Source organism: Nonomuraea solani (assembly GCF_900108335.1).
GTDB classification, from domain to species: Bacteria; Actinomycetota; Actinomycetes; order Streptosporangiales; family Streptosporangiaceae; genus Nonomuraea; species Nonomuraea solani.
In genome coordinates, this window is sequence record NZ_FNVT01000007.1 from 452,154 (window position 1) to 471,179 (window position 19,026).

The following is a 19,026-nucleotide window of genomic DNA, read 5'->3' on the forward strand; positions in this document are numbered from 1 at the left end:
CCTCTCAGCCGGCCGGGTGGATGTCGGCGAGGCGCATCTCGTCGTTCGTGGCGGCGTCGGGCTTGTAGGTGACCTTCTTCGACAGCGCGAGGATGCCGGTCATGTGCGCGAGGACCGCGTCGCGGACGACGTCCTTGTTCTGGTACTCCAGCGCCTTGGCGAACGCGGCCTGGCGCTCGGCGCCCGAAGCCTGCTCGGCGGTGGAGATCAGCTCGTCGAGCTCCTTGGTGCCGTAGCTGCTCTGCGCGCCCTTGCTGCCGTAGATCTGGCCCATCGTGAAGGCCGCGTCACCGGCCTGGTTGCCGTGCTGGGCCTGCAGCAGCGTGGGGCCGGCGTCCTTGGGGAACGGGGCCAGCAGGTATTCGAGCCAGGCGTTCACGTCGAGCATCTGGATCTTGACCGAGAGCCCGGCCTCCATCAGCGAGTTCTGCACGACCTCCATGGCCTCGGCGGCCTTGGGGTAGATGCCGTTCCTGCCGATGATCGTGATGGCGGTGCCCGTGGGGACGCCGTCCGCCTTGGCCTCCGCGATCAGCTTCTTGGCCTGGTTCATGTCGTACGGCCACGGCTGGATGGCCGGGCTGTGACCGGTCACGCCCTCGGGGACGATCTGGCCCGCCGACTTGCCGAGCCCGGCGAACACCGAGGCGACGAGCCCGTCCTTGTCGATGGCGTAGTTGATCGCCTGGCGCACGCGGATGTCGTTGAGCGGCGGCTTGGTGGCGTCGATGCGCAGGTAGGAGGTCTCGTTGTTGGGGAACTGCACGGCGGAGTCGCCGGCGCCGTCCTCGGGGGCCAGGCCCACCGCGATGTCGGCCTCGTCGCTCTTGACCATGGCGGCGCGGATGCTGCCCTCGGCGCGCCAGACGTACTCGGCCGCCGCGAACTCCGGCGCCTTGCCCCAGTAGCCGGCGTACTTCTCCAGGCGCAGGCTGCGGCCCGCGTCCCACTTGGCGATCTTGTAGGGGCCGGTGCCGACGGGCTCGCGGACCTTGCCGGTCGCGTTCGTGGTCGTCGGCACGATCTCCACGAACGACAGCCGCAGCGGCAGGATCGGGTCCGCCTTGGCGGTCTTCACCTTGAGGGTCACGTCGTCCACGGCCGTGGCCGTCAGCTTGATGCCGCCGAAGACGTAGCCGTTGACGTTGCAGTCGACCTTGGGGTTGAGGGTCCGGTCGATGGAGAAGGCGGCCGCCTTGGCGTCGAACGCGCTGCCGTCGTGGAACTTCACGTCCTTGCGCAGGGTGAAGGTCCACTCGGTCGGCGAGTCCTGCTTCCACTCCGTGGACAGCGCCGGCTTCAGCTCGCCAGTGCCCGGGTCCCGCTCCGTGAGCGCCTCGGTGATGTTGGCGCGGGTGACGCGCCCGGTCGCGGTGAGAGAGGCGTCGCACGGCTCCAGCGTCGGAGGCTCCTCCGGCAGCACGATGCGGACGGTGCTCGCCGCCGCGCCGCCGGCCGACGGCTCAGGGCCGCTGTTGGCGACCGAGCAGGCGCCGGCGGTCATCATGGCGGCGAGCGCCAGGAGGGCGGAGGCCGCCTGACGGCGGCTGGGGGTGGTGATCATGATTCCTCCGAAGTCGCCTGCCCTGGGGCGGGGCAGGCGGGTGCTATGCGACGGGCGTCGCGGTGAGGGCGGCGAGGCCACGGTCGATGATGCGGGCGAGCCGCTCGCGGTGCTCGGGAGTGACGTGCCCGAGCGGTGAGCGGACGGGTCCGGCGGAGCGGCCACGGATCTCCAGGCCGGCCTTGATGAGGGAGACGGCGTAGCCGGGGGTGGTCTTGCGCAGGTCGGCCAGGGGCGCGTAGAACTCGCGGAGCAGGAGTTCCTGGGTCGCGTCGTCGCCGGTCTCGAAGGCCAGGAAGAACGCGGTGGCGACCTCGGGGACGAAGGCCAGCACCGCCGAGGAGTAGGCGCGGGCGCCGAGTCCGGCGTAGGAGCGGGCGAAGACCTCCGCGGTCGGCATGCCGTTCAGCAGCGGGAGCCGGCCGGCGGTGGCGGTCTGGATGAGCTGGAGCAGCTCCATGTCGCCGTGGCCGTCCTTCAGCGCGACGATGTTGTCCACCTCGGCGAGCTCGGCCACCGACTCGGGGGTGAAGATCGCCGTGCCGCGCTGGTAGAGGATCACGCCCAGGTCGGTGGCGGCGGCGACCTGGCGGTAGTGCTCCACCAGCCCGGCCGGCGGCCCGACCTGCAGGTATGGTGGGAGCGCCAGCAGTCCGTCCGCCCCGGCGGCCTGCGCGGCCCGGGCGAACTCCGCGGCCGTACGCGTGCCACCGCCGACCCCGGCGAGCACGGGGGCCGCCCCGGCGACGTGGTCGACGGCCGCCCTGACCACCGCCTGATGCTCGGTGGCCGTCAGCGACGCCAGCTCACCGGTGCCGCACGCGACGAAGATCGCGCTGGGCTCGGTCGCGAGGACGTCGGTGAGATGCGTCCTGAAGCGGGACAGGTCCACCTCGCCCGACTCCGTGAACGGAGTGACGGGGAAGGCGAGCAGTCCGGCCAGGGAAAGAGCGGGGGGCGCCACGAACAACCTCTTGTCTACATATGAAGACGCTGTCTATATTTGTAGCCGAGACATTAAGTCGGGGTTTCTACGCACGTCAAGAGGTGGTCGATGACGAAACATGATGGAGACCCGTCGCCGGAGACCGGCGGGGGCGTCCGCAGCGTCAAATCGGCCGAACGGACCATCGCGGTGCTCGAATATCTGAGCTCCGCCGATCACGCGTGCTCGCTGCGCGAGGTGGCCACCGGCCTGACCCTGCCCAGGGCGAGCGCGTACGCGCTGCTCACGACGCTGGTGAACACCGGCTGGATCGACTCCGACGCCGCCGGCCGCTACCGGATCGGGCTGCGCGCGCTGCGCGCGGGGGCCTCGTACGTCGAGCACGACGACGTCGTCCAGCGGGCACAGCCGGCGATGAACGAGCTGAACAACGAACTGGGCGAGACCGTGCACCTGGCCCGGCTCGACGGCGCGGAGATCGTCTACCTGGCCACGAACATCTCCCGGCACTCCCTCGCCGTCGTCTCCCGGCCGGGGCGGCGGCTGCCCTCGTGGGCGACCGGTCTCGGCAAGGCGATTCTCGCCATGCGCCCCTGGGACGAGGTGGACCGGCTGCTGCCGGAGACGCTGACGCCGCGCACCGTCCACAGCTTCACCGACCGGGCGGCGCTGCGTGCCGAGCTGGAGGCGATCCGGCTGCGCGGGCACGCCATCGACGAGCAGGAGTCGACCATCGGCCTGCGCTGCTTCGCCGTCGCCCTCGGGTTCTCCTCGCCTCCGAACGAGGCTCTCAGCTGCTCGATCCCCGTCGTCCGCCTCGACGCCGACCGCGAGGAGAAGGTCGTGGCCGCCCTGCTCCGGGCCCGGGGCCGCATCGTCCGCTAGGCCGGCTCGCCAGGCTGGGGGGCGAGGGTGGCGAAGGTCTCGTCCACGAGGGTGACGAGGTCGAGGCCGCCGTCCGAGGCGGTCCAGTGGTCGAGGGCGACGCTCAGGCAGTCGAGGGCGGCGGCGGAGCTGGACGCGGGTGAGCTGACCTCCAGCGCCCTGGTGCAGCGGCACCTGGCCGGGTCCCGCGTGGTGAAGGCGTTCAACAACATCGACTTCCACCGCCTGCTCACCAGCGCCCGGCCGGCCGGCGCCGCCGACCGCAGCGCCCTGCCCATCGCGGGCGACGACGCGGCCGCCAAGGCCGAGGTGGCCGGGCTGCTCGGCCTCCTCGGTTACGACGTGGTGGACATCGGCCCGCTGGCCGAGAGCTGGCGCAGCCAGCCGGACACCCCGGTCTACGTCGACCCGTACGTGGTCCCCCGGCCCCAGGGGGAGCTGAGCCAGGAGGATGCCTACCGCTGGTTCGAGACCCCCGGGGTGCCGGTGCCCGCCGGCCGGGTGAGGGAGCTGGCCGCCGCGGCGCGGCGGCCAGGCTGATCCTCAGTACGGCCGCTGCAGGAAGCGGCCGAGCGACGGTTCGTACAGGCGGCCCGCCACCAGGACCGTCCCCAGCGTGGTCGGGTTGAACGCGCCGCCCAGCCAGCCGTAGCGCTGCGGCTGGGTGGCCACGCCGAACTCGTCGTACCCGATCACGGTGGCCAGGTCGGCGTCGAGATCGAGGTCGGCGCCCACGTGGCCGCCGACGGTGAGCAGTTGCACGCGCACCCCTCCGGTCGCTCCCGTGAGCGCGGCCAGCTCGCCGCCGACGCCGGGCACCTGGCGGACGACCGTGCCGTCACCGGTGGTCCAGGAGGGGCGGTCGCCGTCGGTGCCGTAGTGGTGCACGGTGACCGCGCCCGTCTCTGTGGTCTCCGACCTGATCCGGCCCGCCGGGTCGCGCGTCCAGGTCAGGCTCTGGTCGCCGGCGGTCTGCCGGGCGGGCGAGCCGCCCGCGAAGTAGCCGATGGTGCGGCCGTCCGGCAGCGCGGTGGTACGGCCCGCCGGGTCGTAGCCGTAGCCGTCGCCGGTCAGCCTGCCGTCGGAGGTGTAGGCGTACGACGTGATGCTCGCGGCGGCGTCGTCGGCCACCGGGCAGTCCTCGTCCGACGCCTGAACCGCCAGCCGGGTCCGGTTGCCCGCGCCGTCGTGGGCGTAGCGGCGCAGCGTGCACAGCGGGAAGCCCATGTCCAGCACCGAGGTGAGCAGGCCCGCCTTGTCGTAGGCGAGCTGCCCCTCGTTCATGGTGTCGGTACGCATGCGCAGCAGCTCCTGCCCATGGACGGTCCGGCCGACCTGGTCGATCAGCACCGGGGCCTCCAGCCCGTCCCTGGTGTAGATCTGGGCGAAGTGCCGGCCCCGCTCGTCGTACAGGGCCTGCGCGTGCAGCCCGCCCGGCAGGTCGCCCCCGGCCTGGCGGCCCTCGGCGTCGTAGCGGGCGGTGAACCTGCCCGCCACCGAGTCGGTGACCGCGGTGGGCAGGCCGCGCGGCTCGGCGGTGTGATCGTAGGTGTAGATCCTGGTGGACGGGACCGAGTCGGTGACCTTGGCCGGACGGTCGAGGTCGTCGTACTCGGTGCGGGTCTGGCCGCCGTCGGCGTCGATGTGGGACATGGCCCGGCCCAGCCGGTCGTAGGCCGTCACGATCTTCTCCGTGCCGCGCCACCGCTCGGTGGGACGGCCGCTGGCCGGGCTGTAGCCGAGGCCGATCTCGGGCTCCCCGCCGGTCTGGGTCGTGATAGGGCGGCCGCCCTGGTCGTGCTTGATCGTGGTGACCGTGCCGCCTTCGGTGATGGTGTACGGCAGGCCGGCGGCGGTGTAGGTGTAGGTCCGGCCGCCGTCCTGGCACACCAGACCGGCCCATTCCGGCCGACCGGCGCACGTGCCGGTGCCGGTCGCCGTGTAGAGGACGGATCTCGCGGTCTCGGCGGTGACCGCGCGGCCGCCGGGGTCGCGGACCGTCCTGAGCCGCGTGCCGGTGGCCCAGTCGTAGGTGAAGGTGGTGGTCTTGACGTCGGCGTCCGGCCTGGACTCGCGTCCGACGATCACGGCGCCGGTCTTCACGGTCGTGGGCAGGTCGCGGGCGGTGGCGGTGGCCGGGCGGCCCTCGTCGTACGTGCTGACGGTGCGGGTCCTGGCGCCGATGGCGTAGCCGGCCGGCAGGTCGTCCACCTCGGACTCCAGGTTGACGATGTGGACCGGGCTCAGCTCCTCGATCTTCCTGCCGCGGTCGTAGACGGAGCGGGTGGACAGCAGTTCGGCGCGTTCGTCCGGGCCGTAGGCGGTGATGGCCAGCTCGACGAGCCGGTAGTCGGTCGTGTCCCGCTGCGACAGCTCCCTGTTCGCGGCGGTGAGGACCCTGACCGGGTGGCCGTAGCGGTCGTAGTCAGTGGCGGACAGGTGCCCGCCGGGGACCAGCACATTGACCGCGCGGCCCGACTCGTCCAGGTACGTCACGGTGGGGCGGTTCGCCGAGCCCGGCGGGTGCACCGCCGTGGCCGTCACGGGCGCCACGGCCTGGCCCCAGCCGGCCACGTCCCCGGCCGTCACGTTCGCCGGGCCGCCGGCCGCCATGGTGAGCGGCACGCCGTAGGCCACCGTGGTCCGTGCCTCGCCGGCGATCTGGTCGGCGGTGCCGGGCTTGAGGGTGGCGCGGGTGACCGAGCGCAGGCGGCCATCGGCCTCGTACGCGAAGGTCCACGGCAGTTCGCCGGGCGGGGTGAGGGTGGCGACGCGGCCGGCGGAGTCGTACCCGTAGAGGGTCTTCAGCGGCGGGCTGACGCGCGGGTCCCACGTCTCGGACAGCCGGCCCGCGTTGTCGTAGCCGTACTGGGCGATCACCGCTCCCTTGAGCGAGACCGTGGCCAGGCGGCCGGCGGCGTCGTGGCCGAAGTCGAGCGTGTGGCCCGAACGGGTGATCGACCTGATGCGGCCCTGCTCGTAGGTGTGGCCGGCGGGCGCGTAGAGGTCCCCCTGCTTGGTGAAGGCGGTGACCTCGCCGCGGGCGTCGGTGAGCGTGTACGTGCCGGTCAGGGTCAGGTTCTCGGCGCCCGGCTCCGGCCTCCAGCCGTCCTTGGTCCTGGTGAACCTCACCGGCGGGCCGTCCGCGCGGGTCAGTTCGACGGACGTGGGCGAGGTCTCCCTGAGCACGGTCAGCGCCGGTGCCCACGAGGGGTCGAGGGAGGAGGCCGTACGGGTGAGCGTCAGGCCGAAGGGGCCGCCCGCCGTCGTCTGGAGGCGGTAGTCGCCGGTGCGCAGGTTGACCACGCCGGGGCCGATCTCGCTGGTGGCGGCCCTGGTGGCGCGGCGGTCGACGACGATCTCGGCCGGGGCGGACTCCGCCGTGGCCCCGGTCGAGCCCGCGACGAGCGCGCGCACCTGGACGGCGGCGTCGCCGAGCTGCGATCCGGCGTCCCAGACCAGCCCGGACAGCTTGCCGGGCGCCGCGACGGGCCACGCGGTCAGCGGCTTGCCGTCCGCGCCGGTCACGTTCGCCACCGGCAGGTCCGCCCAGTCCTCGGTCTCGGACCGCCGGTACTGGAAGCGCGCCTGCGTGAAGGCCGTGCCCGTCACTGCCAGCGGCACCTTGCCGGTGCTGCGCAGGCCGTCCTCGGGGGCGGCGAGCACGGCCACGGCCGCGCCGGAGCCCGCGTTGAAGGTGTACGCGGTGACCGGCGAGGCGTTGCCGGCCTTGTCGATGGTGTGCACGCTGAGCGTGTGCGCGCCGACCGTGGCGGGCGTCAGCTTGGCGGTGACGGCCGCGCCGGTGGTCAGCACCTTCGTGGTGGCGCCGCTGTCCAGCTTGTACGCGACCCAGCCGGTGTCGGTGTTCGCCGGGGTGAGCGTGAACGTGCCCGCCTTGCCCGCGTCGCCGTGCCAGCCGCCGTCGTTCGGATAGTCGGCCGAGGTCACCTTGGGGGCGGGCGGCTTGGCGGTGTCGACCGAGAACGTCCTCGCCAGGTACGCCTTCGAGGTCAGGGAGCCGTCGTTGGCCCAGGTCCGGGTCGTGTACGTCTTGCCGTGGGCGAGCTTGCCCGCGGGCACGTTGGCGCCGGAGAAGCCGTTGCTGGCCACGTACGCGCCGTAGAGGTTGTCGATCAGCAGCGTCGAGCCCGCGTACACGTCGAACAGGCCGCGCACGTTCCCGCCGTCGGGGTCGCGCACGTGGTTGCGCAGTTGCGGGGTGAGCGAGTTGGTCCAGTGGACGCCGTCGTAGGCGCTGTGCGGCGAGAGCCAGGCCGAGACCGGGGTGCTCGGGTAGGAGTTGTACGTCACCGAGATGACCGGCACCTTCGACGAGGCGTTGCCCGAGTGGAATCGCTTCCAGGCGTATTTGTCCGTCTCGCTGGAGGCCCGCAGGCCCATGCCGGACTCTTTCCAGCCTTCGTTGGCCCAGTGCTGCACCAGTGAGGTGACGTTGGCGGTGACCCAGCCGTCGGCGCAGCCGCTGCCGTGGCCCTTCGTCTGGCTGGAGGAGGCGTATTCGGCGGCCATCGCCGGGCCCGGCCAGCGCGACGACGTCGAGGCCCGGTTGGCCGACCAGACCTCCCAGGTGCGGGCGTCGCACGACCACGAGTGGTAGTTCCAGAGCTTCAGCGTGGCCGCGGTGATCTTCCTGCCCGCGATGCCGGGGGTCTTCCACGTGATGAACGACCGGGCGACCTGGCCACTGCCGTTGTTGCCGATCTTGAGCTCGGTGGCGCCCGACTGGTCGGTGCCGTAGCCCTCCTGCACGAACGTGTCGAAGACCTGGCCCAGGTTGAGTGAGGGGTCCACGGTGACGGGGTATGTCGTGGCGGGGTCGTTCAGGAAGGCCGGGTCCGGGGTGAGGACGAGGTCACGGCCGTCGACCTTCATCGCCACGGGGGCGCGGCGCAGGTGCTCGCCGGAGATCGGGTGCTCGGTGGCGTCCCACATGACGGGGGCGGGGACGGTGACCGCGACCTTGCCCTTGGCGTCCACCAGCTCCACGCCGCCGCCCGCCGCCGGGCGCGGTTCGAGACCCGGCGCCTTCAGCCCCAGCCGGTACTCCAGCGGAGCGGCGGGGCGGGACTTGAGCAGCAGGAACTGCTCGGCGCCCGTCCTGGTGGCGGTGACGACGAGGTCGGCGGCCGGCATGACGCCGGGGTAGGTGGCCGTCTCCCCCGACAGGCGCGGCACCGGCAGCGCGCCCGGCCATTGCATGGTCACCTTGGAGGCACCCTCACCGATCGTGATCAGATCGGTCCTGCCTGTCGCGCTCGCCTGCCGGGACGCGCCCGCGCGCCCGCCGCCGAACCTCAGCGCGCGGCCGTGGCCCCTGGTGACGATCTCGCCCGTCGGGGCCTTGGTCAGCGTGATGTCCACGGGGGCCCAGGCGCCGTCGCGGCGAAACCTGACGGGACCGGCGAACGAGTCGACCGTCAGCGAGCCGTCCGGGTTCGCGTAGGTCGTGGTGGTCTCGGTGCGCACCCCGGCGACCTCCACCCGTCGGCCCGTCAGCCGCGCGGACAGCCGGGCGGACGGCTCGTCGGGCGCGCTCGGCTCGGCCGTGAGCCGGGCCGGGGCACTCGGGTCGTCACCCCGCTCGGCCACGGGCGTCGGGGCCGATGGCGTCGCGGCCGACGGAAGGGCGGTCAGGGGCAGAAGCAGCAGGGCGAGACCACCGGCGAGGGCCCGTGGCGTGATGGCAGGCATGGAGGCTCCGGGGGGTGTGCGCGTAGGGCGACGCCCCCGCCGGACCGGCGGGGGCGTCGGGTGGTGCTGGGGGTTACTTGCTCTGGCAGCTCTTCTTGCGGACCTCGTACCAGACGATGCCCGGCGCCTGGAACCGGATCGCGAGGCACTGGTTCTTCCTCGCGGCCTCCCGGACCTTGTAGATGACCGAGGCGCCACCCGCCGTGTAGGCGATCTTGCAGATGACCTTGGCCTTGCCCTTGAGCTTGTCGCAGGAGCTCTTCAGCGCCTCGATGGCGCCGGCGACGCCGGCGACGAGCCAGACACCGTAGATCTTCTTGGTCAGCTTCTTCGAGAAGATGAGCCGGCACATGGCCTTCCACCACTCGCACTGCAGCTTGAGCGCCGGGTCGGCGACCACGGGGTAGGCGGCGCCCACGTGGTCGACGGTCTGGATGAGCGTCATGCCCTCCACCCGGTACGACGTCGGCACCGCGTTGCCGTTGGCGTCCTTGGCCCACGGCAGGTCGATCTCGGCGAGGTAGAAGTCGTTGTTGTAGATCAGGACGGTGCCGTCGTCCTCCTCGACCTCCAGCATGCTGCCCTCGGGGGCGGAGATCGGGAAGCGGTACTCCGTCGGCGCCGAGGCGTCCTTGATGATGGTCATCGCCCGCGCGATCTGGCCGGTGCGCTGGTGGGCGTAGGCCACGCTGGGCTGGTTGGCGGCGTACGTGACCAGGCCGGGCAGCGGCTGGTTACCGGCGCCGGCGGCCTCCGGCATGCCGATGCCGATGTCGGAGTCACTGACGGTCGCCACCAGCGTCCGGTCGGGGTCCGTGGCGACGGCGAAGGGCCGCTGCACGTTGCCGTCGGGGATCTCGGTGGGCGGGATGGTCTTGGCCTCTTCGACGATCTCGGGGACCACCTGGGTGAGGGCCGCGAGAGCCGGGTCGTCCTGCGCGAAGGCCGGGGTGCCGGCGACGTTCACGCTGCTGAGTGCCAGGGCCGTCGCCAAGCCGACGACGAACGCCCGAGCGGAGATGCGCATGGATGTCCTTCCACGTGCGGGTGGGGGGTTATGCACAAACGTCGCAAACGTAAAGATCATCGGCGACCATTCGGGTGATCTTGGATGGCGCGGCCGTAAACGTTTGCCGTCTTCCAAGATCCAGTAGTCGCCCGCTCACCGAGGGGTCTGAAAGGCGCCTGCAAGGGGTCCGGCAGATGGGCTGCAAGGGGTCCGGCTTATCAAGGAGGCACCCCGGCCATGAAGGAGCCCCCAATGCCGTTCCTCTCCCCGCGAGTCGCCACCGGTGCCCTCCTGGCCGGGCTGACCGGCGCGGTCGTCCTGGCCCAGCCCGCCGCCGCTGCCGCGCCGCTGAAGGGCGCCGGCACCTGCGCCGGCAACGACGTCGTCTACCAGCCCAAATCCGCATTCCCCGGCACCCGCGAGGGGCTCGCGGCGTTCCTGCGGCAGCAGCTCGCCATCGAGCCGGCCGTGTTGTGCCTCGTCAACGCCGAACGCGCCGCGCTCGGCCGGCAGCCGCTGAAGAGGTATCTGTCGCTGGGCAAGAAGGGCCCGCTCACGCTCGGCAGCGCCGCCGCCAGGCACGCCGCCGACGCCGTCAGGCTGCGCTGGTGGGGCCAGGTCACGCCGGGCAAGAACTGCCGGCCGACGCAGGGTGACCCCGGCCGGTGCGATCCGCACGTCAACCCGCAGACCGGCTCGACCCCGCTGAGCCGCGCTCAGGCCGTCGGCTACAGCAGCCGCTGCTCCTCGTTCGCCGTCGCCGAGAACACGTACGCGGGCTGGGGCGCCTCCCAGGTCACGCCCCGGGCGGCCGTCACCTGGTGGATGAACAGCAAGCCGCACCGCGAGGCGATCCTGAACCCGGCGTTCACCGAGGTGTACACCAAGGCCGCCCTCGGCAGCGCGGACCCGGCCGCCGGGTCGATCACGCCGGCCGTGACGTACGTGCAGATGTTCGGGCGCTGCGGCTGACCTCAGGCCCACGGGCCGGCGTCCACGGTGCCCTTGTGGCCGGTTGGGTCACCGCGCCGGGCGGGAGCTCGATCCAGCCGCCGGCGAACGTCACGCGGGCGCCCGCCGGGCTCACGGTGACCGTCGTGTCCGGGTCGGCGGCCGCCGGCGTCACGTCCCCGGCGACGGCGCCGGAAGCCGCCGCGACCGCCGGCACCGACAGCCCGGCGATCACCGACAGGAGAGTCCTTCGAAGGCACCATGGGGACTCCCAGGTGGATGAGGTTCCGCCTGGATGGCGAACCCGCCACCGGCGGCGCACAAGGCGCGCAGCGAACCGTTACCGCAAGGACTCCAAGCGGCGGATCAGGTCGAGGCCGGGCGTGTCCACCGACCTGTGCGTGTCGCTCAGGATGATGACGGCCACCTCCTTCTCCGGGTTGAATCCCACGAACGAGGAGAACCCGCCGATCCGCCCGTTGTGCCAGATCAGCAGGCCGCCTCCCTGCTTGGGGTGCGACCGCAGGCCCATCCAGCCCAGATGCACCCAGGAGAAGGGGCTGGCCCGGTGCTCGACCTCGTGGCTGAGCCGGATCGCGTCGGCGAGGCCGCCGGGCTCCGGGGCCAGTTGGGCGCGTACGAAGGTGACCAGGTCAGCGGCCGTCGAGCGCAGCCCGCCCGCGCCGGCCAGATCGGCCAGGTGCCAGGGCGCGACGGGCCGCTTGCGCCGGTCGTGGCCCTGGACGAGCCGGCCCTGCCGATCGGCGATGCCGGTGTCGGCCATCCCCAGGGGCGCGCAGATCTCCCGGGTGACGAGCGTCTCGTAGTCGGTGCCGCTCCGGTGGGCGAGGGCCAGTCCGAGCAGGCCCGCGCCGAGGTTGGAGTAGCGGAACCGGCGGCCGGGCGTGGCGCCGAGCCGGGTTCTCGACAGGCCGTCCAGCAGGAAGCCGGCGGTGCAGTGCGCGTACGGATCCGGCTTCGACGGCCGCAGCAACGCCTCAAGGAGCATGCCCTTGGGCAGCCGGGGCAGGCCCGACGTGTGGCCGGCGAGGTGCCGCAGCTTGATCTCCGCACCGTCCCGCGACGGCACTCGTGTCCCTTCGGGCAGCAGCGCGGCCAGCGGCTCGTCGAGGCCGGCCGTGCCCGCCACGACCAGCCGCGCCAGGGTCAGCGCCGTGAACACCTTGGTGACCGAGCCGATCTCGAACAGCGTGCCGGCGCCGTAGGAGCCGGAACCCTGGATCTCCGTCGACGCTCCCGCCACGGCGGCGACCACCACGCCCGCGTGCCGTGCCGTGAGCCCGTCAACGGTTCCCCCCACCAGACTGCTCAGATCTCCCATAACCGGACAATGTATCGGCGTACGAGAGGGCGACGTCGCCCCTGGTGAAGAAGACGCACAGCGACATGGTGGACGGGTTGCGGCCCATGGACTCCATCTCAAGGACGGAGTCGGGCTGGGGCGCCTGTTCCGCGACGGCCGCGGTGGCCGTCGTCGCGGTGAGCAGGGCGGCGGCGATGACGGCCGGCCCGCGGTCATTCACCTGGACGAAGCCGGAGGGCGTCAGGCGGTCGGCGGCACGATGCCGTACTCGTGGATCTTGCGGTAGATCGTCGCCCGGGACATGCCGAGCGACCTGGCCGCCTTGATCTTGTTGCCGTCGTGGTCGAGCAGGCTCCGCACGATGGCGTCGCGCTCCATGGACTCCAGCGGGCTGAGCACCCGGCGGCTGACCGTCCGGCACTCCGGCGGCAGGTCGTTCGGCTGGATGGAGCCGGTACGCCGGTACTGCACGACCCGCCTGAGCACCTGCCAGAGCTGTTCGGTGTTGCCGGGCCAGCTCGACCGGACGAGGAGTTGCATCGCCTCGGGCGAGCAGACCAGCCGGCCGCCCGGCATCAGCTTGGCCAGGAAGAACGGCACCAGCACGTGCACGTCCTCGACGTGGTGCCGCAGCGGCGGCAGCTCGACCGTGCTCGGGAAGAAGCGCAGCAGCTCGGCCAGTTCGCCGAGGTCGTCGCGCCGGCTCAGCGTGACCGCGACCCAGAGCGGGCTCGGCCGGTCCGCGGCCGTCGCCGCGCGCAGGGCCGCCGACAGCGAGCGCAGCCGCCCGGGGGTGAGCCGGTCGACGTGCCGGATCACCAGGGTGCCGGACGCGCCGAGCAGCTCACGCCGCGCCCCGGCGAGCCAGCTCCGGTCACCGGCGTCGGCGGCGTCCAGGACGGAGAAGTGCGCGGCCGGGGTGTGGCGCTGGTGCACGGCCCTGACCAGGGCCAGCTTGCCGACGCCGGGCTCGCCCTCCAGCGCGAGCCACTCGCCGGAGGTGTGGACCGCCTCGACCTGGTGGCAGCCGCGCAGCCACAGCGCGCCGGAGCCGGCCAGGCCGGGCAGGAACGTGCGCGGCGGCGTCACGATCTCGGTGTGCTGCCGGTTGCCGAGCTCGGTCAGCTTCACGTGCACGACACCGCCGGCGGGCCGGCCAGGGCCGCGTACCGGGCGGCAGTACATCCGGGCCTTCATGCCGCTGGGCAGCTCGACCGAGACCACCGCGCTGGGCTGCCTGCCGGAGAGCGTCTCGGCGGCCTGGCCGAGCAGGATCGACTGCTCGCTCGGGTCGAGCACCTGCCGGGCGTGGTCGTTCATCATCACGACGTCGTTGTCGAGCGCGAACACGATGCCGGCGGTGCGCCGGCAGGTCCGCAGGTACTCCTGGAGCAGCCGCAGCTCGCGCACGCTGCTGTCGGTGAACAGCGTCTGCTGGATCTGGTCGGCCGTGGTCTTCGCCAGCGCCAGCAGCAGCGGGTCGGCGTCCCTGCGCCAGCAGGTCAGGTCGACGGCGCCGATCGTCTTCCCGGTGATCGGGTGGTGGATCGGCACACCGGCGCAGGCGAGGTCCTCCAAGTGCTCCGCGTAGTGCTCGTGGCCGAACACGTGCATCGGCCGGCCGCCCTCCAGGGCGGTGCCGATGCCGTTGGTGCCGACGAACTCCTCGGCGTAGCTGAAGCCGGGCGCGAGCTGGACGCGGTCGAGGTGCGCGTCGAGGTCGCGGTCGGCCGCCAGCCGGGCCAGCACCAGGCCCGCCGGGTCGGTGAGGATGATGCTGATCGGCTGGCCGTCGAGGTGCTCGCGCAGATGCATGAGCACCGGCATCGCGCTGCGGCTCAGCGGGGTGTCGAGGTCGGGGTCGCGCAGGTAGGTCAGGTCGATGTGGTCGGCCGCCACGTTCCAGTGCCGGGAGCGCCACCACGACGCCAGGATGGCCTCGCGGACCTGGTGCGGATCGACGGTCTCCGCGGTCAGGAACCGTTCGCGAACCTTGGCCAGGTTGTCGCCGTCGGCAGGGTCACCTGGACGCGTCAGCGTGGGCGGCATGGGGCCCCCTGTTCGCGGGAACGCTCCCGCGGGCGAGGTCCGGCCCACGGGCGGATTCGAGATTACGTCGCGACTTTCACCATACGCGCCCGCTGTCCGATACCTGTCTCAGATTGAGACCGCCGCGGCGCCGATGACGCCGTTCGATCGGATGATGGAACCGCACGACGAGACCTTCAACCCCTGGAGCGTCGTCAACCTGGTCTTCCACCACCTGGCCGGGCAGGGTCTGCATCCGGTGCTGGGCGATCGCTGACCGAAACCCGTCCACCGCCTCATCTTGAGACGCCCGAGGCGCCGTCCGCGTGGTCTGATCCGGGCACGACGAGTGTCGGCCCACGGTGAGGAGTGACCGATGAGTCGCCAGAGCGTGGCCAAGGCCCACCAGAAGATCCAGGAGCTGTCCTGGGAACCGATGTACCACGAGCCGGTGTCGCAGTACGGCACCGACTACACCTTCCAGAAGGCGCAGAAGAAGGACCCGCTCAAGCAGGTGCTGCGGTCGTACTTCCCCATGCAGGAGGAGAAGGACCACCGCGTCTACGGCGCGTCCGACGGCGCCATCCGCGGCAACATGTTCCGCCAGGTGCAGGAGCGCTGGCTGGAGTGGCAGAAGCTGTTCCTCAGCATCATCCCGCTGCCGGAGATCTCGGCGGCGCGGGCGATGCCGCTGCTGTTCCGTACGGTGCCCAACCCCGAGCTGCACAACGGCCAGGCGATCCAGATGATCGACGAGGTACGGCACTCGACGATCCAGCAGAACCTCAAGCGCCTGTACATGAACAACTACATCGACCCGGCCGGCTTCAACAGCAGCTTGCGCAACTTCCAGAACGACTACTGCGGGACGATCGGCCGCCAGTTCGCCGAGGGTTTCATCACCGGCGACGCCATCACCGCGGCGAGCATCTACCTGACGATCGTGGCGGAGACGGCGTTCACCAACACGCTGTTCGTCGCCATGCCGGCCGAGGCCGCCGCGAACGGCGACTACCTGCTGCCGACGGTGTTCCACTCGGTGCAGTCCGACGAGTCCCGGCACATCAGCAACGGCTACGCGACCCTGCTGATGGCCCTGGCCGACGAGGGCAACCACCAGTTGCTGCAGCGCGACCTGCGCTACGCCTGGTGGAACAACCACCGGGTGGTGGACGCCGCGATCGGCACGTTCATCGAGTACGGCACCAAGGACCGCCGCAAGGACCGCGAGAGCTACGCCGAGATGTGGCGGCGGTGGATCTACGACGACTACTACCGCAGCTACCTCGTACCGCTGGAGAAGTACGGCCTGGTCATCCCGCACGACCTGATCGAGGAGGCGTGGAACCAGATCTGGAACAAGGGCTACGTGCACGAGGTCGCCCAGTTCTTCGCCACCGGCTGGCTGGCCAACTACTGGCGGATCGACCCGATGACCGACACGGACTTCGAGTGGTTCGAGCACAAGTACCCCGGCTGGTACGACAGGTACGGCAAGTGGTGGGAGAACTACAACCGCCTGTCGAAGCCCAACGGCCACAACCCGATCGTCTTCGAGGACGTCGACTACCAGTACCCGCACCGCTGCTGGACCTGCATGGTGCCCTGCCTGGTCCGCGAGGACATGGTCATGGACGAGGTCAACGGCCAGTGGCGCACGTACTGCCACGAGGCGTGCCGCTGGACCGACGTCACCGCGTTCCGCCCGGTCTACCAGGGCCGCCAGACGCCCAACATGGGCCAGCTCATCGGCTCCCGGGAGTGGGAGACGCTCTACCACGGCTGGAACTGGGCCGACGTCGTCAGCGACATGGGCTTCGTCCGCGACGACGGGAAGACGCTGGTCGCGCAGCCGCACCTGAACCTGGACCCGTCGAAGATGTGGACCCTCGATCACCTGCGCCGCTGCCCGCCGCTGCAGAGCCCGAACGTGCTGCTCAACGAGATGACCCCGGAGGAGCGGGAGGCGTTCCGCGCCGACTACGTGCGGGGCGGGCCCGCGGGCCGTCCGGCTCCGAAACTCACGTAGATGGCCGACAAGCACGTCGTGCGCTTCGAACCGGTCGGCATCGAGATCGAGGTCGGCGAGGACCAGGCGGTGCTGCGCGCCGCGGCCGAGCAGGGGCTCATGCTCATGCACGGCTGCAAGGAGGGCCAGTGCGCGTCCTGCAAGTCGTTCGTCCTCGACGGCGACGACATCGAGCTGGACCGGTACTCCACCTTCGCCCTGCCCGACTACGAGAAGGAGGAGGGCTACACACTGCTGTGCCGGGCGCACGTGTACGAGGACGTCACGATCGAGCTGCTCAACTTCGACGAGGAGATGATCCGCTCGGGGCTACCGATCGTGAACGCGGTGGCCGAGGTCGTCGCCAACGACCCGGTCACCCACGATCTGCGCCACCTGGTGCTGCGGCTGGCCGAGCCCAAGGAGCTCACGTTCTTCCCCGGCCAGTACGTGGACATCGCCGTCCCGGGCGCCGAGGCCACCCGCTCGTTCTCGATGGCGAACACCTCCAGCCGCGACGGCGGCCGGCTGGAGTTCGTCATCAAGGTGTATCCGGACGGCCTGTTCTCGCACTTCCTGGACACCCGGGTCGCGGTGGGCGACCGCCTCTCCCTGACCGGCCCGTTCGGCGTCTTCACCCTGCGCGAAGGGCACGGCGAGGACCTGCTGTTCGTCGGCGGCGGCGCCGGCATGGCCCCGATCCTGGCGCTGCTGCGCTCGATGGCCGAGCGCGGCGTCCAGCGCCGGGCCACCTACTACTACGGCGCGCGCCGCCGTCGCGACCTCTGCTTCGAGCAGGAGTTGCGCGCTCTGGAGAAGACCCTGCCGGGCTTCCGGTACGTGCCGGCACTGTCCGAAGAGGACTGGGACGGCGAGGTCGGCCTCATCACCGACGTGGTCCGGCGGCACGAGCACGACCTCAGGAACACGCACGCCTACCTCTGCGGGCCGCCGCCCATGGTCGAGGCGGCGATGCCGCTGCTCACCGCGCTCGGGGTGCCGCAGAAGCACATCTACTTCGACAAATTCACTACGACCGGGTGAGGGGAGCAACCTTATGACAACCCCGCGAAGCGTACCGAAGCCGGTCTTCACCGACGCCGAAGCCGGCGCCAAGGAGTTCCCGGATTCGACCGCGCGCCAGTTCGCCTACTACACGCCGCAGAAACGCAAGCGGACGCACTACGAGGACGTGACCGTCGAGGTCCAGCCGGACCCGCGCCACTACCTGAGCCAGGGCTGGCTGTACGGCTTCTCCGACGGCCGCGGCGGCTACCCGCTGGACTGGACCGCGCTCAAGGCGTGGGGCCAGGACCGGCCCGAGCCCGAGCGCGGACCCGGCTCCGGCGGCAAGGGCTACGAGTGGCCGGCGCACGGCTGGCACGAGTTCCGCGACCCCAACCAGGAGTGGGAGCTGTCCCTCTACCGCTACAACTCCAACGTGGTGCGCCAGGTCGGCCAGAACATCGAGGCGGCCAGGCAGTCGAAGGCGTTCGAGCAGTGGAACCCGAACTGGGTGCGGTTCGTGGAGAGCCACGTCGGCGCGTGGATGCACGTGGACCACGGGCTCGGCCTCTATCTCTTCGCCAACGCCAACCGCCGCGCGCCGACCAACATGCACAACAACGCGATCTCGGTCAACAGCATGCACCGGATCAGGTCGGCCCAGGACCTCGCGCTCTACAACCTGACGCTGAGCGAGGAGATCGACGGGTTCGACGGCGCCGCGCACCTGGAGGCGTGGAACCGGGACCCGGCCTGGCAGGGCGTGCGGGAGACCGCCGAGCGGCTGACCGCCGTCGACGACTGGTGCGAGGCCGTGTTCGCCGCCAACGTGGTCTTCGAGCCGCTGGTCGGCGAGCTGTTCCGGAGCCATCTGGTGCAGCAGGCGGCCCCGCGCAACGGCGACTTCATCACTCCCACGATCGTCGGCGCCGAGGAGTACGACTACGCCGAGCGGGACCTGCGCTACACGAGGGTCATGTTCGGCCTGCTGGCCAACGACCGCGAGTTCGCCCACCACAACACGACGATCATGCAGGAGTGGCTCTCGCTCTGGGTGCCGCGCGCCCTCTCGGCCGCCCGCACGCTGCAGCCGCTGTGGTCGCAGCCCGACGCGAAGGCACCCCGCTTCGAGGACGGCCTCGACCGGGCCAAGAGCCGGTTCACCGATCTGCTGGCCGAGTTCCGCCTCGACACCCCGAAGGAGCTGACCCAGTGACGACGTTCAGGACGGCCGAGAGCCCCTTCAAGTCGGACAGCACGTCGTCCGGAATGTGCGGGTTCACGCTGATGAACAACCAGGTCGGCGTGGTGGTGGCCGAGGTCATGGCCACCAAGGACAACGTACGGGTGACGCCGCTGCCCTCGATGATCCGGATCGACGCGGTCCGGCGGATGGACGTCGTCTACGACGAGATCTCCGAGGCGCTCGGTGAGGAGCCCGGCTACTTCGACGCCGCCGAGTTCGAGGAGAACATGTCCACGCACTACGGCCGGATGATCCACGAGGACGACCGGACCATCATGTTCGCGAACCCGGAGGACGCGGCCGGCTATCTCGGCTTCGACCTGACCGTCACGCCGAGGAGCTGAA

At 71.2% G+C, this 19,026-nt stretch carries 16 protein-coding genes; 8 read left to right on the top strand and 8 right to left on the bottom strand.

Annotation, left to right across the window (positions count from 1 at the left end):
- Window positions 1-4: 4 nt before the first annotated feature.
- Complete coding sequence (locus tag C4V41_RS27310; RefSeq protein WP_103958779.1) at window positions 5-1,564, bottom strand: ABC transporter substrate-binding protein; 1,560 nt, start codon at window positions 1,562-1,564, stop codon at window positions 5-7.
- A gap of 43 nt (window positions 1,565-1,607) precedes the next feature.
- Complete coding sequence (locus C4V41_RS27315) at window positions 1,608-2,528, bottom strand: 5-dehydro-4-deoxyglucarate dehydratase (RefSeq protein WP_103958860.1); 921 nt, start codon at window positions 2,526-2,528, stop codon at window positions 1,608-1,610.
- A gap of 90 nt (window positions 2,529-2,618) precedes the next feature.
- Between C4V41_RS27315 and C4V41_RS27320 the strand changes: the two genes are divergently transcribed.
- Both C4V41_RS27320 and C4V41_RS27325 read left to right on the top strand, forming a co-directional pair.
- On the top strand, window positions 2,619-3,395 hold the full coding sequence (locus tag C4V41_RS27320; protein WP_103958780.1) for an IclR family transcriptional regulator: 777 nt from the start codon (window positions 2,619-2,621) through the stop codon (window positions 3,393-3,395).
- Window positions 3,396-3,446: 51 nt separating this feature from the next.
- Entirely contained in the window at window positions 3,447-3,935 is a 489-nt protein-coding gene (locus C4V41_RS27325; protein WP_200824251.1) for an NADPH-dependent F420 reductase, read from the top strand.
- A 3-nt stretch (window positions 3,936-3,938) separates the two neighbouring features.
- Here the strand turns inward: C4V41_RS27325 and C4V41_RS27330 are convergent, their stop codons facing one another.
- Both C4V41_RS27330 and C4V41_RS27335 read right to left on the bottom strand, forming a co-directional pair.
- Window positions 3,939-9,110 (bottom strand): DNRLRE domain-containing protein, encoded by a 5,172-nt coding sequence (locus tag C4V41_RS27330; RefSeq protein ID WP_103958781.1) that lies wholly within the window; start codon window positions 9,108-9,110, stop codon window positions 3,939-3,941.
- A gap of 73 nt (window positions 9,111-9,183) precedes the next feature.
- Window positions 9,184-10,137, bottom strand: coding sequence for a hypothetical protein (locus C4V41_RS27335; protein ID WP_103958782.1), 954 nt, complete (start codon window positions 10,135-10,137; stop codon window positions 9,184-9,186).
- Window positions 10,138-10,356: 219 nt separating this feature from the next.
- Here C4V41_RS27335 and C4V41_RS27340 point away from each other — a divergent pair, with 219 nt between their 5' ends.
- Window positions 10,357-11,091, top strand: coding sequence for a CAP domain-containing protein (locus C4V41_RS27340; RefSeq protein WP_146103803.1), 735 nt, complete (start codon window positions 10,357-10,359; stop codon window positions 11,089-11,091).
- Here C4V41_RS27340 and C4V41_RS60875 read toward each other — a convergent pair.
- The 4 genes from C4V41_RS60875 to C4V41_RS27350 all read right to left on the bottom strand — a co-directional run bounded on the left by C4V41_RS60875 (window position 11,045) and on the right by C4V41_RS27350 (window position 14,443).
- A complete protein-coding gene (locus C4V41_RS60875) occupies window positions 11,045-11,305 on the bottom strand; it encodes a hypothetical protein (RefSeq protein ID WP_146103804.1) in 261 nt (86 codons plus the stop codon). The genes C4V41_RS27340 and C4V41_RS60875 overlap by 47 nt on opposite strands.
- A gap of 105 nt (window positions 11,306-11,410) precedes the next feature.
- The gene (locus C4V41_RS27345; RefSeq protein WP_160150403.1) at window positions 11,411-12,391 is read right to left on the bottom strand and encodes a serine hydrolase domain-containing protein; all 981 of its coding nucleotides are present in this window, start codon (window positions 12,389-12,391) and stop codon (window positions 11,411-11,413) included.
- Window positions 12,375-12,614, bottom strand: a complete 240-nt coding sequence (locus C4V41_RS62025) for a hypothetical protein (RefSeq protein WP_160150404.1) — start codon at window positions 12,612-12,614, stop codon at window positions 12,375-12,377. Before C4V41_RS62025 ends, C4V41_RS27345 begins: the two co-directional genes overlap by 17 nt.
- Before the next feature lie 20 nt (window positions 12,615-12,634).
- Window positions 12,635-14,443: a sigma-54-dependent Fis family transcriptional regulator gene (locus C4V41_RS27350; RefSeq protein WP_103958785.1), complete on the bottom strand. Its 1,809-nt coding sequence runs from the start codon at window positions 14,441-14,443 to the stop codon at window positions 12,635-12,637.
- A gap of 133 nt (window positions 14,444-14,576) precedes the next feature.
- Here C4V41_RS27350 and C4V41_RS65390 point away from each other — a divergent pair, with 133 nt between their 5' ends.
- From C4V41_RS65390 to mimD, 5 genes are all read left to right on the top strand, one after another.
- Window positions 14,577-14,699, top strand: a complete 123-nt coding sequence (locus C4V41_RS65390) for a hypothetical protein (RefSeq protein ID WP_268808665.1) — start codon at window positions 14,577-14,579, stop codon at window positions 14,697-14,699.
- Between the two features lie 99 nt (window positions 14,700-14,798).
- The gene (locus tag C4V41_RS27355) at window positions 14,799-16,451 is read left to right on the top strand and encodes a ferritin family protein (RefSeq protein ID WP_103958786.1); all 1,653 of its coding nucleotides are present in this window, start codon (window positions 14,799-14,801) and stop codon (window positions 16,449-16,451) included.
- Window positions 16,452-17,474 carry an FAD-binding oxidoreductase gene (locus tag C4V41_RS27360; RefSeq protein WP_103958787.1) on the top strand — a complete coding sequence of 341 codons (1,023 nt, stop codon included), beginning with the start codon at window positions 16,452-16,454 and terminating at the stop codon, window positions 17,472-17,474. It abuts the gene before it with no gap.
- A gap of 13 nt (window positions 17,475-17,487) precedes the next feature.
- On the top strand, window positions 17,488-18,651 hold the full coding sequence (locus C4V41_RS27365) for a ferritin family protein (RefSeq protein WP_103958788.1): 1,164 nt from the start codon (window positions 17,488-17,490) through the stop codon (window positions 18,649-18,651).
- The gene (gene mimD / locus C4V41_RS27370) at window positions 18,648-19,025 is read left to right on the top strand and encodes a propane 2-monooxygenase effector subunit MimD (protein WP_103958789.1); all 378 of its coding nucleotides are present in this window, start codon (window positions 18,648-18,650) and stop codon (window positions 19,023-19,025) included. Before C4V41_RS27365 ends, mimD begins: the two co-directional genes overlap by 4 nt.
- The last annotated feature ends 1 nt before the right edge of the window (window position 19,026 follow it).